The sequence below is a fragment of the Bradyrhizobium sp. Ses1 genome, from assembly GCF_059512365.1.
In genome coordinates this window covers 111898-125223 of sequence record NZ_JCAMOQ010000023.1, presented here as the reverse complement: position 1 = coordinate 125223, position 13326 = coordinate 111898, and the positions used below count along the sequence as shown (strand labels likewise).

Below are 13326 nucleotides of genomic sequence, written 5' to 3'. Positions count from 1 at the left end.
TGGTCCTACCCCCGTGCTTTTTGTTGCACGGGACCCATGGGTGCAACCGGCACCCGGCTTTCCCTGCGCCCTCTGATCTCGAGGAGGGTGAAACGAACGCAAAGCTTGGGCACTTCGTGCTGCGAGAACGCGAACTCACATCCGCTGTTTGACTCAGACGTAGGATGGGTAGAGCGAAATGAAACCCATCATTGGTGTGCCGCTTGCTCCATCGCGATGGGTTTTGCTTCGCTCTACCCATCCTACGGGCCCGCTGTTTGAAATTTGAATCAGGCCTGCGCCGACGTTGTAGGGTGGCAAAGCCACTTGTCCGCAGTAGCTCAACGAGCGAAGGCGGAAGCGTGCCCATCACGAGCAGTGCGCCAGCTCTTTGAGCACTTCAAAGTCTCGCCGTGCCGGGATCGAGGCCGAGGCGGATGCGGCCGGAGACGACGTAATTGTTCGGGCTCATCGCCACATGCTGGCTTGCGGCCTGGATGTCGCGGAGCGCCCGCTCCAGCGGGCAGGATTCGAAGATCGAGATCGCGCCTGCGTCCGCCGCGAGCAGATGGACGATGCGCGATGCGCTCTCCGCCGCATTCGTGCATGCCGTGCGATAAGCGGCGCGTGCGCTCGTCGATGGTTCGCCACGCTCGGCGTCCTCCATGAGGTCCGTGATCGCGTCGGCAAGGAAGGCCCGCGCCGACCTGTACAGCGTTTCGGCTCGCCCGACGCTGGCCTGCACCGTCTCACGGTCGCGAAGCACGGCGGAGCTGCCGCTGCGGGATCTGGTTTCGGCGAGGGTGACGAAGGTCTCGATGGCGCCGCGGGCGATCCCGAGCGGGACGGCCGCGATCGTCCAGGGAAACAGGGTTGCGGGCGGCAGGCGGAACAAGAGGCCGGGCTGCGATGGGTTTGGCTCCAGAAAGCTGTGCGTGTGCGCGGCAGGCACGAACACATCCCGCGCCTGGAAGTGACAGCTTCCGGTGCCGCGCAGACCCGATACCTGCCAGGTGTCCTCAAGTTCGACGGCCTCGCGATCCATGTAGCAACACAAGAGCTGGCTTTCGCCATTCGTCTTGTCAGCGGCAAGACCCATGAACAGCGTCGCTCCGTGGGCGCCGCTGCCGAAGGGCCAGCGCCCGGAGACGCGGTAGCCGCCATCTGACGGCAGCGCTTCGCCGATGGCGCCGGTCGCGCTCGCGATGAAGGCGCCAGGATTGGAAAACCAGCGGCGCGCGGTCGGCTCGGGGACGTAGCCGCCGATCCGGCTCATGCCTGCGCCATTGCCGACGATCCAGCCGAGCGAGCCATCCAGCGTCGCGACTTGCTCGACCACTGCCATGAATTCGAGTGGCGACAATTCCGGCCCGCCCAATGCCTTGGGAAGCCACAGCCGGAACAGCCCGGCGGAAGCGAGTGCCGCGTACATCGGCGGAGGGAGCCGGCGGTCGCGGTCGCACTGCTCGCGCAGCTCGGCGGCAAGCGGAGCGAGCCCAGCGATAGCCTTCAGATAGGGCGCGACGACAGGAGAATGATCGATCCGCATGTTTGGGTCCGATGCTGCTGAACCGGCGGCCATAATGCTCTCACGGCACTTTAGTCGCGGCAAAATCGAATATCTCAGTCGCTGGATGAATTGGATTCATCTAGACTGCGGGCATGAGAAAGCTTCCGCCGCTGGGATCCCTTCGCGCCTTCGAGGCCGCCGCCAGACGCCTGAGCTTCAGGGACGCGGCGGCCGAGCTCGGCGTCACGCCGACCGCGATCAGCCATCAGATCAGGATTCTCGAGGAGATCTGCGGACGGCCGTTGTTTCGCCGGCGCCCGCGACCGCTGGCGCTGACGGATGCGGGCGAGCGGCTATTTCCAGTGATCCGGAACGGCTTTGATACATTCGCGTCCGTGGTCACCGCAGTGTCGGCGAAGACCGCCAGGACCACGTTGCGCGTGACCAGTCCGAACGCGTTTGCGAGCCGCTGGCTGGTGCCGCGCCTGCCGCGATGGCGCAAGCTGTATCCGCAGATCCGGCTGGAGATCATCGGCACTGACGCCGTGCTCAATCTGCGCGCCGGAGATGCCGATCTCGCGATCCGCTACGCTCGGACGATGCCGGCCGATCTGGCGGCGCGGGAAATCTTCCGCGACAGTTTCTTCCCGGTCTGCAGCCCGGCGCTATTGAGCGAAGGGGGCCCGGCGATCACGCGCGCCGCCGACCTCCTGCGCTATCCACTGATCCATTACGACTGGCTGAACGGGGATCGCGAGGCGCCGAGCTGGTCGCGATGGCTCGCCATCGCTCGCTCCGTCGATCCGGATATCCCTGCCGCGACCGAGCATTGGGACCTCAGCTTCCGCGAGGAGATCCACGCCATCGATGCGGTCGCAGCGGGGCAGGGGATCGCGATCTGCAGCGACGTCGTGGTGAGCCATGAGATCGAAAGCGGCGCACTGGTGAAGGCGCACGATCTGGCGCTGCCCGGCTACGGCTTCTACGTCGTCCACGTCCCGGACCACCCGCGGCAAGCCAGCATCGAAGCGTTTGCAGCGTGGATGCGGTCGGTGGCGTAGAAGGACTTATGCCTGTTATGACTTTTCTGTAACTTGCGCCAATGGACACTTGTGAATTAGGCAAATTGCGATTGCTTCCAACGTCGTCCGCAATCGACTCAACCGCTTCCGCAATCGGCGCAGCGTCGATTCCGGAGATCAGCGATATCGTACCAAACGTAGCGTATGCCGGAACCTATGAGTGAGAGCGTGAACGGCAAGATCATGGTGGCACGTGACGGCAACCGCCTTCTCGTCGAGTTTGCGCATCAGCAGGCGCTTCCGGTGTATCCTGCGGCCGCCGGGGAATTCTTCGCAACAGCGATCGACCTGCGATTGCGATTTGCCGGCGGCGATCAGGCAAGACCGTCCGAGCTGACGGTCGTCAATGGTAACAAGACGGAGTCGTTCCAGCGCACCGACTGAAGTCCTTGTCGTTCGGGTGGCCCCAACGCGAACATTCCGTCGTCAGTTCTGATATCGCCATCGTGTTTCCAAAGCCACTAGCCGACCTTCGCTTGATCAGTTTCCGCTTCAGCGCAGATCCACTCCTTGAACGCCACGATTTCCGGGTCGCCGTCGGCGCCGGCCCGATGGACAACATAGTAGGCAAGCTCACAGTTGAGTGCTTCGCCGAAAGGACGAACAAGGCGGCCCGTCTCCAAATCCAGGGCGACCAGTGTCGTCCGACCCAGGGCAACGCCACTTCCATTCATCGCTGCCTGGTAGGCTGCTGCTGAATCATTGATCTGCAGCCCACGGTCGCAGTTGATGTCCGGAAAGCCTGCTGCTTGCAGCCATGTCCGCCATGTCGGGAATGCATTTTCGAACGCCATCGAACGATCATGGATAAGCGTGTGATGCTTCAGGTCTTCAGGGCGTCGTAGCGGATGCGGCCCTTCGAGCAACGCTGGACTGCAGACCGGAAAAAATGCGTCGCGCAACAGGAAGGTCGATTTGAGGCCTGGCCAGTGACCACTGCCGTAACGAATGCCGAGACCCATTCTCTCTGCCGCGAAATCAACGAGCCGGCCGCTGGTATCGATGCGCAGATCATACAAGGGATGATCGGCCGCAAAACGCTCGACGCGCGGCAGTAGCCACTTGTCCGCAAAGGCTGGCGGCACGGTGATATTGATCGTGACGATCCCGCGCGATGCTTTCAAACGTTCAAAGGCCGCGGTCAGGTGATCGAATCCGGCTTGAAGCTCGGGTAGCGCAGCTTGCGCGGCTTCGGTCAAAACAAGTCGTGCGGGGCCAGCCTGAGAGCGGTGAAAAAGTTCGACTCCGACAACCGCTTCGAGGGTCCGCACGAGGCTTCCCACCGCCGCTGGCGTCACGTTGAGTTCGTCTGCCGCCGCAACGTAGCTGAGGTGCCGGGCAGCCGCCTCGAAGGCGCGGAGTGCGTTCAAGTGGTTGGGAGCCCGCATAAATCTCCGAACAAGTTTTTCTCTGCCGCCCGCACAGATCATCTCTGTTGCGGCAGCGAGGGTCAACGATCATGTTTGCTGACAACGGAACGCGCGCTCCGGTCACAAACCCAAAACCTTTGGACCAGGAGAGAATCATGAAACTATCGAACAAGATCGCCCTTGTTACCGGCGGAACCTCTGGCATCGGGCTCGAAGCGGCAAGGTTGTTTCGGGACGAAGGAGCTACCGTGATCATCGTCGGGCAGAATCCTGCCCGATTGCAGTCGGCGGCAAGTCAGCTCGGGGACGGCGTTGTCGCGTTGCGCGGCGACGTGAGCAAGCCGGCGGAGATTGAAAATATCGTTCGTCAGATTGGCGAGACGTTCGGCCGTATCGACGTGCTGTTCGCGAACGCTGGCATGGGCATAGCGGCCCCGCTGGAAGCCGTCACGGAAGATCAGGTCGACACGCAGTTCAACGTAAACTTCAAGGGCGTCTTCTTCACCGCTCAGACGGTCGCTCCACTGCTGGCCAAGGGTGCAAGCATTATCATGACGACGTCGTTCCTGAACGAAGTTGGTTCACCGGGCCTTGCCATTTTGTCGGCCACGAAAGCGGCAGTACGTTCCCTGGTGCGGTCGTTGGGCGCGGAGCTTGCGCCACGTGGCATCCGCGTGAATGCCATAAGCCCGGGTCCGATCAGCACTCCGTTTCATGGCAAGCTCGGGCTTTCCGAGAAGCAACTCAATGAAGCGGCCGCGACAATTGAGGATGAGATCCCGCTGCATCGTTTCGGCGAAGCGGAGGAAATCGCCAGGGCGGCCCTGTTCCTGGCAAGCGAGGATTCCTCCTTCATGACCGGATCGGAACTGGTTGTCGATGGCGGCATATCGCAGCTTTGACATGCTCGACGCAAGAAGGCGGCGGCTGAGAAATCGGCCGCCGACGCCGTGCTCAATTTGCGCGCTGGAGACGCCCAAGGCTCGCGCGCCATGCACGAGCCTTGGCCGTCGTCTCTTCGACGAAAATATCTTTGCCTGTTCGATAGGCCTCTATGTCGTCTTTTGAAGACGCAGCAAGGGCTCGCTTAACGCTGGCGTAGGCGCGTGCTGCGTCAGGATGTGCGCGAAGATAGTCGCGAAATACCAAACGTGCCTCCCAACGAGGATGGGACGGCTCCATCAAGTGCACATGGTGGGTCCACGGTCCCGGAGGCCCCTTACGGAAGAACAACTCACCGGGGAGCCATGACGCGTATTCCGGTATGTACTTGTAGCCAAGTGCCGCAAACGGCTCGATGCAACGTTCCTTTGCCTCTTCAAGGCTAGGTACACCAACCAGCAGGTCAACGATGGGCTTTGATGGGAGACCTGGAACCGCTGTGCTCCCCATATGCTCGATGACCAGGACGAACGAGCCGAGAGCATGCTTGATCCTCATGCACTCCTGTTCGAACAACGCCGGCCAGTTGGGGTCATATTCGGAGACGACAATCGACCCGGCCCCGTATTTCTCCATGTTCGGCCCCCGATTGTGCCTTCATGCCAACATATCACGATGGTAGAGTTCGATGCATCACGACTGGGTCATCCAGCAAGATCCGGTTAGAGCATGATCCGGAAAAGTGGAAACCGGTTTTCCGAAAAGATCATGCTCAAACAAAGAGATGAGATCATGATCCGATTCCGTCTAATCGGATCATGATCCAGGGTCAGAAGCCGGCGTTATGGCCCGCCCCAAACTTGGCCCGCTTTACATCTGGGAGCGGAGCTTGCCAGCTTCAGCGGCCAAAATCGGTCACGGGCTGAGCAGCCGACATCGGGTCGGTCTAGCCGTATCGGGGTGAGTCAAATAAGCTGGTCGCCGATCTCGATGGACGCGGACAGGCATTTCAACCGGGACATGGCATGGCAAATCGGTTCATCACGACGCAATCCACCGTGGAGACGCGGCGCTGGGGGAGTTCCGCCATTGTGGCGCTCGTGGCGATGGCGGCGCTGACCGCCGACGCCGCGGCGAGACAGGCGCGCCCCGCGCCGCCCACTGAGGCGACAGCGCCGCGCGATGCGGGCGAGCCGATCATGGCGATCGTGTCGATCAAGTCCCAGCAGGTCACTTTCTACGACGCCGAGGGCTGGATCCTGCGCGCGCCGGTGTCGACCGGCACCAAGGGACGCGAGACGCCTGCCGGCATCTTCGCCGTCATCGAGAAGGACAAGGACCACCACTCGACGCTCTATGACGACGCCTGGATGCCGAACATGCAGCGCATCACCTGGAACGGCATCGCGCTGCACGGCGGGCCGCTGCCCGGGTATGCGGCCTCGCACGGCTGCGTGCGGATGCCCTACGACTTTGCGGAGAATTTGTTCGACAAGACGCGGATCGGCATGCGGGTGATCATCTCGCCGAACGACGCGGAGCCGGTCGAGTTTTCTCACCCGGTGCTATTCGTGCCGGACGCGAAGGCCGTCGCGGCTGCTCCGGCGCGTGCCGAGGCGCTCGCCCGCGAGGCGGACGAGGCTGCCAGGACAGCCGACGAGGCGAAGAAAGCCGCCGCGACAGCGGCGCGCGAGACAGCATCGCTCACGGCGTCGCTGCGCAAGCTGGAGGGGCTCAAGACTCGCGCCGAGGCCGAGCTCGCATCCGCCGACAAGAAGCTCGCCGCCGCAAATACGGATCAGGCCAAGGCGCAGGCCAGTGAGCAGAAGGAGAAGGCCGCCCTTAAGGCCACGGAAGCAGGGACGCAGCTCGACACCGCCAGGGCCGACGCGAAGTCGAAGCTCGACGCCGTCGCCGCCGCAAAGGACGCCGCCAAGGCGGCCCAGACCAGGAAGGCCGACACCGCCAAGGCGGCGAGCGAGGCGAAGCTCGCGCTCGAGCCGGTCTCCGTCTACATCAGCCGCGCGACGCAGAAGCTTTACGTGCGGCGCAACACTCACAAGGAGTGGCCGGACGGAGGCGAGGTGTTCGATGCGACCATTGAGGTTCCGGTCACGATCCGTGATCCCGACAAGCAGATCGGCACGCATGTGTTCACGGCGATGGCGCGCAACGACGCGAGCCTGCGCTGGACCGCGGTCACGATCGACAGCGGGGACGACGCCAAGCACGCGCTCGACCGCATCACCATCCCGCAGGATGTGCTCGATCGCATCGCGCCGACGGCATTGCCGCGATCCTCGATCATCGTCTCGGATGAGCCGCTGAGCCGCGAGACCAACTATCGCACCGAGTTCGTCGCGGTGCTGAACAACCAGCCCCAGGGCGGCTTCAAGATGCGCCGGCCTACGGTCGTCAATGTCCCGGTTGCGAGCGGCAACGACTGGGGCAACAACAACGGCTTCGGCTTCTTTTTCCAGCCCAATTGGAACCCCCAACCTGGCAATACGCGCCCGCGCGCCGGCCAATACTATCAACCGATGCAACCGCGCTGGTGGTAAGACGCGGCCCGCCGCACGCAGGCCGCCTAGAGCGTTTTCGAGCGAAGTGGAGAACTTACGAGTTCAGCGGCGGGAGCGCACTCCGCAGTGTCGAGCTTGAAATCCCCATCAGTCCCGTGAAGGGGTCATCCAGCTCCAAAACCAGAAAGATCGCGCCGGCAAACGACAGCGCGCATACGAACAGCGCGATCGTGACGACGATATTCGCTCGCACGAACAGGGTGGCGCTCACAAAGATCGCGCTCAGCCAAAATACCATGATGATCAGAAAAGGCGTCGGAATTGAACTTCCGGCCTGCGTAAACAACCGCAGTCGCATCTGCGCGCCTTCCGTGAAAGCCGCAATGGCGCGAGTCTGCAGGGAACGTTGCATATCGTTGTTCGGCGATAGCCGTTCGAGTTCATCATAGAATGTCCATGCCTCGACGCTGGACTCGAAGCGCGTGGGTTTCCCGTTTGAGTTCGCTTGCTCGTGCCAAATGCGATCAGCCATCGGCGGTATGCTCTGCCGCAGGAGCTTTCGGACAGGGGTTGCTTCCGATCCATATTGCGTAACCAGATCGTCCAGAAGGATGATCGTTGCGGTCAACTGCCGGACCTGGCTTGCCTTCTGGTCGAACGTGGTTTTTGCGGATGCGATCAACAGACCCAGTACGAGTGCGGTCAGTGTGCCAATCAGGCCTGCGGTCAGCTTTACGACGTCCTTGGAGTCCGACTGCAGGTGATGTTCTGACAACAACGGCCGAACGGCCATCCCAGCCAAGGCGCCGCCAAATATCAGCGCGAACACAAGCAACGAAATCAATAGGTTCATCATATTTGCGAATGCTCCCTCCATCATGTCGGTGAACATGCGGATACTAGCTCCGATTGTTCGGGCTCGTCCAAAGACCCGTTCTTGAGACCAAGTTCAAGCAGAACCGGACGAGGCGCAAATGTCTCAGCGCCAACGAGAGGCGGCTCGCGATTGTCACGGGCACTGTGGTGAGATGCGGTGGACGGGATGTCACGACTGATGAGCGTGGCGCTCACGGACGGCTAAGTCGTGCGGTCCTGTAATCCAGTCTCAGGGCGGGCCGCAATAGGCCTTGGTGTCAAACCGGTGATGTCCGCTTGTTTTGCGTAGCGAAGCAAAGGCGGCTGGGCCGCTAAATGGCGATGCCTCGCGACGCCACCGCTGCTTCACGAGCTCTCATCAACCGCGGTCTACAGGTGGCCCGAAAAGCCAGTCCACGTTCCATTGCAAAGGAGCGGAACGAAGTCGGCATGTCGGTTGTGCGCGGGCAAGGTTCGGTTGGACGGTTGCGAGTGTCCTCTCCATCGCAAGATCGAATGGGGTTGGAATAGAAGCCGCGATGCCGGCCCGAATGGACTCGAAGGATATCGCTACAATCGTGATTATCGCTACAGATACCAGGATTAGGAGCGCATCTGTCATGATATGCGTCGAAAAGTGCTTGGTCATGGCGTGGGCCCTCACGGCCGATAGAAGCGCATGCTCACAATTTAGTTCGTATGCAAAAGGCATATGAATGGGAGTTCACCGCGCGGAGCGCGGTCATCCATTAGTAGTATGGCCGCGACCAACTATGTAGCAGTGATCCAGACCTAAGGAGCCAATCCGTTCAGCCTCCCGTTGCGCGGAAATGGATGCGGCCACCGGATCGCGTTTGACGATCTCCGCTTGGCTCCGGACTCAGCCCATCGTTTTCTCGGTGCGCGAGCACCGTCTGGCGCTATCAGATCCGAATTGCTTGGCACTTCGTTCGGCTAATTTGTGAACTACGTCACATATCCGACTTGCGATCAAATGTAAGGTTTGGGGAAGGGCGCGGGCTGAATTCGATCGACATCGCTAACGCATCAGGCGCCAACGGCATTCGGGCTGGCGGTCCGTTCGCAATGGAGGGGGCATGGGCGATTCATCGGAAGCAAGGCGGCTCGTCGACGCCATCATTGCCAATTTGCCGGAGCCTGCCCCCGGGCAAAGGCCGGTGCACACGATCGGCGTGGGCGTAGACGGCTATTTCATGGCTTCGGACGTGGCGCGCAACTATTGCATCGCAGAACACTTCAAGGGACAGCGCATTCGCGTGTCGGTGAGGTTCTCCAACGGACAAGGGGGGCCGAAGCAGCATGATGGATGGTCCGATGTTCGGGGAATGGCGACACGTTTCCACCTGCAGGATGGGACGGCAGCCGACCTGATCGCTACGACGCTCGCCGAATTTTTCGCCCGCAATGTTGAGGACTTTTTCGAGTTCACCAAGGTCGCGAGGCCGCAGCCGGTTCAAAGAGAATCCCCGTGGCGGAAGATTCTCGACATGCTGCAGCTCAAGGAGCCTGTTCGCGACCCGTACCCAAAGCAAACCACGAGTGACGGTGCGGGAATACTCAGTTACGCCAATCAACACCGGTTCGCCCAGTTGGCAGTGTTCGAAGCCGGGGTGATCGGCGCCCCGGTGAGCTATGCCCGCGCGGCCTATCACGCCATCCACACCTTCATGGTGGAAGATCCCCATGGAGTACGTCGTCCCGTTCGCTTTTCCTGGCAGCCGGTTGCAGGCGTCCGTACCACCGATCCCACTGCCACGCCGGTTGATAAATATCTGCGCCATGAACTTGAAGAGCGCCTGCGGCGGTGGCCGGCCCGGTTCATGCTGATGATGACAATCGGCGAAGCGGGCGACGCGCTCGACGATCCCACAAAGCCTTGGCCGGCCAGGCGAGTCCGGGTCGTCATGGGTACCCTTACGCTCACCAATCTCGCCAAGGATCAGGTCGCGGACGGCGAACGCATCAGTTTTAATCCCTGGCGTCTCGTACCTGGCATCGAGCCCTCCGGGGATCCGATCCTCCACGCCCGCCGGTGCGCTTATGAAGTCTCGCGCGAAATGCGCGACGGGTGCCCCTTCAGGTGGAGCTAAGCTGATGCTAGGTGAGAAAGGTTGGCTCGATCGGTTTGTAGACCGGTTGCCCAAGAACCCCCTGTTCCAGTTCTTGGCGTCGTGGGTCCTGGTGCCTTACTGGGCGTGGCGCACGCCGGTGAAGCCGCTGCCCGGCGGTCCCCACCCATCGATCCAGCCTGGCGACAATCTGCAGTGCATGATGAACCTGATCATGCCGCTCAAGGACAAGTCGCCGATCGGTCGAGCGAAGGCAGCGCTGGCGATCGCGCAAAACAAGGATGCGATATATGCCGGATTGGACAATGTCGGCACGGTGCACTTTGCGCGCTTCGTCATCGTCGGCGACAATATTTGCATGTTCTCCGTCTACGACGGAGACTTCACCAACTACATTCGTGACTTCATCGCCACGATCGGCAGCGTGTTCAACGCCGTGGTCGAACTTGTCGAAGGAGGGGAGGCCGTGATTCCCTGCGAGCATAATGTCGAGGCGTTCATCCAATGGGTGCACGAGCGCGACCTGTACCAGGTGCCGGACACGGCCACCGATCTTCTGAGAGACCAGGAAGCTTTGAACGGCGACAAGGCCGCATCCGGCAATGACGATCTGCGCCTGCTTCCGCGCAAGGTGGTGCTCCAGCTCCGCGCCAACGCGAACGTTTCGCTCGGCAGCGGCTACCGGGCCTACCCCGGATTTTCGGCGGCTCAGGTCCGCAACCAACTGGGGATAGGCTGGTGAGCGCAGCATTCGACGCCGCTGACATACAGGGCAATATTTTGCGTGGCTATCGCAAGCCTCGCGTGCGGTACCTCATTCTTGAAGTCGCCGATCGCATCGCGGCCCGGCGCTGGCTCGCCGCCTCGTCGTCGGGCCGCGGCGACGATGTTCCGCAGATCACGACCGGGAATTGGGGGAGAACCAAGCCGGACACCTGTTTCAACATTGGCCTGACCTACGAGGGACTGCGCGCCCTCGGCACGCCGAATTCTTCCCTTGAAATGTTCCCCAACGAATTCATCGAGGGCATGAACGCCCGCGCCTTGAAGCTTGGCGATGTCGGGCTGAATGCGCCGGAAACCTGGCCAACCCCCTTCGACGCCCCCAAGCGGATCCATCTCATCGCCACGATCTACGCCGACCAGGTCGCGCAATTGAACCAAGTCCAGCAGCGCGCCCTCTCTGACGGAAAAGCCTTCAGGCTGCTCGGCGCTCTTGAGGGGTGCGCCTTCCCCAAGGACGTCGTTCACTTCGGGTATCGCGACAACATCATGCAACCGAGATTCGCGGAGGTGCACGACGGACAACGCTATGAAGACGGACAACCCAAGGCGCCGCTCGGCACCGTGTTGCTGGGACATCCGACCAACTTCGAAGGTTTGACGTGGCGGGTGCCTCAACCCAAAGCATTGGGACACAACGGCACCTTCAATGCCTTTCGCGCGCTGGAACAGGATGTGGTCGGCTTCGAGGAGTATCTCGACCGAGCCGCAAGCGATTTGATCAAGCATCCGCAGGTCGACGAGTTGCTGCCACCGGGTGCTGAAGCGAAAATCGGCCAAGCCTTGTCAATCGAAGGCCTGTCGCGTCATGCGGCTTTGCGCGAGGTCGTCGCCGCCCATTTGTGCGGCCGGTGGCGCGATGGCACGCCGATGGCACTGTCCCCGGATGCGCCTGATCCCAAAGTGGATCAGGCGAATTTTGACTACGTTGGCGACTCCCGCTGCCCCTATGGAGCCCATATCCGGCGGTGCAACCCGCGGGGCGGCCAGATCGTGCAACGGGTGGCGAACAACAGTCGGCGTCTTGTTCGGCGTGGGATGCCTTATGGACCACTCTATGATCCGCAGAAGCCTCGTGATCCGAGCAAACCCGAACCGGAACGGGGCCTGCTCGGCAACTTCATTGGGGCGAGTCTCGGCGCACAGTTCGAGGCCATGTCCTGTGATTGGCTGAATCTTGGCCTGCAGGACCCACGCATCACCGGCTCCAACGATCCGATCACAGGCGCCAACGATCCTGGCACCAGTTGGTTCTACCTGCCGCTCAAATCCGACACGACGATCCGGCTGCGGGGGTTGCCGCGGTTTGTCCGGACTCGGGGCGGCGCCTATGCGTTCCTGCCGAGCATCCCGGCGATCCGTTTTCTGGGATCGCTGATGGCGTGACTTGCCCACAGGCGCTTGTGGCGTGCTCCGCTGCAACGGTTGCTCGCTCCACAAGACGTCCCCGTGGTTATGGATCCCTGCTTTCGCAGGGACGACATCGATGTGAGATTCGAGGGAATCGTAGGATGGGTAGAGCGAAAGCGAAACCCATCATCGCGCGGCTTGCTTCATCGCGATGGGTTTCGCTGCGCTCTACCCATCCTACGGCACCGCCCTTGGTGCGATGGGCCGCTCAGCCTTTACGAAGAAACACGTAGTCCGCGGAATAGGGCGCGCTGTGGGTCGCGCCGGCCTTGTCGCAGGGGCCTTCGAGAATGCCACCCGCGGTGTTGATCCGCTGCACCGTCGTGACACCGGACAGCGTGCCGCTGCCGCGCCGTGAGATCACATCAAGCTTGAGCCAGGGAATGTCGTTCGGTGTCGCGCCGGGCGCATTGCTGGAAGTCCGGCCGAGTACGACGCTGCCGTCGACATGTTCCCAGTTCGGTCCGGCATAGTGGCGGCCGACGGTCTTGCCGTCGGCCATCAGCGTTGCGATCGGTTCACGAAAGGCCCAGGCCAGCTTGCCTTCGAGGCCAGCCTTGCATTCGTAGACCTGCGCGCCTTCGGCGTGAACGCTGAGCACGATCGCTTCTCCCGGTGCAGCGATAGCCTCGGGAAGGGGGTCTGCGACGCAAGCTTCCGTCGCGGAACCCATTACCAGAAGGGCGATCGTGGCTGTCCTAAGCGACGGCATAAGATCCCCTTATTGGAGCGGCGCTTGCCAAATTCCGTCATTGCGAGGAGCGAAGCGACGAAGCAATCCATGGTGCCGCAGGGGGTAGATGGATTGCTTCGCTACGCTCGCAATGACGGGTGATAGAGCTT

12 protein-coding genes are annotated in these 13326 nt (G+C 61.6%); 7 read left to right on the top strand and 5 right to left on the bottom strand.

The genetic code is table 11. The annotated features are described in order from the left end of the window. Positions 1 to 379 precede the first annotated feature (379 nt). Positions 380 to 1528, bottom strand: coding sequence for an acyl-CoA dehydrogenase family protein (locus AC5ZG5_RS25085; RefSeq protein WP_456644481.1), 1149 nt, complete (start codon positions 1526 to 1528; stop codon positions 380 to 382). Between the two features lie 113 nt (positions 1529 to 1641). Here AC5ZG5_RS25085 and AC5ZG5_RS25080 point away from each other — a divergent pair, with 113 nt between their 5' ends. Continuing rightward, the gene (locus AC5ZG5_RS25080; RefSeq protein WP_456644480.1) at positions 1642 to 2550 is read left to right on the top strand and encodes a LysR substrate-binding domain-containing protein; all 909 of its coding nucleotides are present in this window, start codon (positions 1642 to 1644) and stop codon (positions 2548 to 2550) included. 189 nt (positions 2551 to 2739) lie between these two features. Continuing rightward, positions 2740 to 2955: a hypothetical protein gene (locus AC5ZG5_RS25075; protein ID WP_456644479.1), complete on the top strand. Its 216-nt coding sequence runs from the start codon at positions 2740 to 2742 to the stop codon at positions 2953 to 2955. Positions 2956 to 3032: 77 nt separating this feature from the next. Here AC5ZG5_RS25075 and gcvA read toward each other — a convergent pair whose 3' ends face one another. Then, the gene (gcvA, locus tag AC5ZG5_RS25070) at positions 3033 to 3941 is read right to left on the bottom strand and encodes a transcriptional regulator GcvA (RefSeq protein ID WP_245475060.1); all 909 of its coding nucleotides are present in this window, start codon (positions 3939 to 3941) and stop codon (positions 3033 to 3035) included. An 89-nt stretch (positions 3942 to 4030) separates the two neighbouring features. Here gcvA and AC5ZG5_RS25065 point away from each other — a divergent pair, with 89 nt between their 5' ends. Beyond that, positions 4031 to 4843 (top strand): SDR family oxidoreductase, encoded by an 813-nt coding sequence (locus tag AC5ZG5_RS25065; protein WP_456644478.1) that lies wholly within the window; start codon positions 4031 to 4033, stop codon positions 4841 to 4843. A 52-nt stretch (positions 4844 to 4895) separates the two neighbouring features. Here the strand turns inward: AC5ZG5_RS25065 and AC5ZG5_RS25060 are convergent, their stop codons facing one another. Then, entirely contained in the window at positions 4896 to 5459 is a 564-nt protein-coding gene (locus AC5ZG5_RS25060) for a GrpB family protein (RefSeq protein ID WP_456644477.1), read from the bottom strand. Positions 5460 to 5848: 389 nt separating this feature from the next. On the opposite strand from AC5ZG5_RS25060, the gene AC5ZG5_RS25055 reads away from it, so the two are divergent. Beyond that, entirely contained in the window at positions 5849 to 7384 is a 1536-nt protein-coding gene (locus AC5ZG5_RS25055; protein ID WP_456644476.1) for a L,D-transpeptidase, read from the top strand. A 55-nt stretch (positions 7385 to 7439) separates the two neighbouring features. On the opposite strand, the gene AC5ZG5_RS25050 is transcribed toward AC5ZG5_RS25055, so the two are convergent. Next, the gene (locus AC5ZG5_RS25050) at positions 7440 to 8237 is read right to left on the bottom strand and encodes a bestrophin-like domain (RefSeq protein ID WP_456644475.1); all 798 of its coding nucleotides are present in this window, start codon (positions 8235 to 8237) and stop codon (positions 7440 to 7442) included. 1060 nt (positions 8238 to 9297) lie between these two features. Here AC5ZG5_RS25050 and AC5ZG5_RS25045 point away from each other — a divergent pair. From AC5ZG5_RS25045 to AC5ZG5_RS25035, 3 genes are read left to right on the top strand one after another with little or no spacing between them, the layout of a single operon-like run. Next, entirely contained in the window at positions 9298 to 10311 is a 1014-nt protein-coding gene (locus AC5ZG5_RS25045; protein ID WP_456644474.1) for a catalase, read from the top strand. Positions 10312 to 10315: 4 nt separating this feature from the next. Beyond that, positions 10316 to 11032: a hypothetical protein gene (locus tag AC5ZG5_RS25040; protein ID WP_456644473.1), complete on the top strand. Its 717-nt coding sequence runs from the start codon at positions 10316 to 10318 to the stop codon at positions 11030 to 11032. Beyond that, on the top strand, positions 11029 to 12459 hold the full coding sequence (locus tag AC5ZG5_RS25035; RefSeq protein ID WP_456644472.1) for a Dyp-type peroxidase: 1431 nt from the start codon (positions 11029 to 11031) through the stop codon (positions 12457 to 12459). The genes AC5ZG5_RS25040 and AC5ZG5_RS25035 overlap by 4 nt, the downstream gene beginning before the upstream one ends. 232 nt (positions 12460 to 12691) lie before the next feature. On the opposite strand, the gene AC5ZG5_RS25030 is transcribed toward AC5ZG5_RS25035, so the two are convergent. Further along, the gene (locus AC5ZG5_RS25030; RefSeq protein ID WP_245287455.1) at positions 12692 to 13156 is read right to left on the bottom strand and encodes a DUF3455 domain-containing protein; all 465 of its coding nucleotides are present in this window, start codon (positions 13154 to 13156) and stop codon (positions 12692 to 12694) included. Positions 13157 to 13326: the final 170 nt, after the last annotated feature.

What these genes read in the sequence shown, in the direction of transcription:
- AC5ZG5_RS25065 (WP_456644478.1), top strand. Translation starts at nt 4,031, where the DNA reads ATGTTTGCTGACAACGGAACGCGCGCTCCGGTCACAAACCCAAAACCT.
- AC5ZG5_RS25030 (WP_245287455.1), bottom strand. Translation starts at nt 13,156, where the DNA reads ATGGGTTCCGCGACGGAAGCTTGCGTCGCAGACCCCCTTCCCGAGGCT.
- AC5ZG5_RS25040 (WP_456644473.1), top strand. Translation starts at nt 10,316, where the DNA reads ATGCTAGGTGAGAAAGGTTGGCTCGATCGGTTTGTAGACCGGTTGCCC.
- AC5ZG5_RS25045 (WP_456644474.1), top strand. Translation starts at nt 9,298, where the DNA reads ATGGGCGATTCATCGGAAGCAAGGCGGCTCGTCGACGCCATCATTGCC.
- AC5ZG5_RS25055 (WP_456644476.1), top strand. Translation starts at nt 5,849, where the DNA reads ATGGCAAATCGGTTCATCACGACGCAATCCACCGTGGAGACGCGGCGC.
- AC5ZG5_RS25050 (WP_456644475.1), bottom strand. Translation starts at nt 8,237, where the DNA reads ATGTTCACCGACATGATGGAGGGAGCATTCGCAAATATGATGAACCTA.
- AC5ZG5_RS25080 (WP_456644480.1), top strand. Translation starts at nt 1,642, where the DNA reads ATGAGAAAGCTTCCGCCGCTGGGATCCCTTCGCGCCTTCGAGGCCGCC.
- AC5ZG5_RS25085 (WP_456644481.1), bottom strand. Translation starts at nt 1,528, where the DNA reads ATGCGGATCGATCATTCTCCTGTCGTCGCGCCCTATCTGAAGGCTATC.
- AC5ZG5_RS25060 (WP_456644477.1), bottom strand. Translation starts at nt 5,459, where the DNA reads ATGGAGAAATACGGGGCCGGGTCGATTGTCGTCTCCGAATATGACCCC.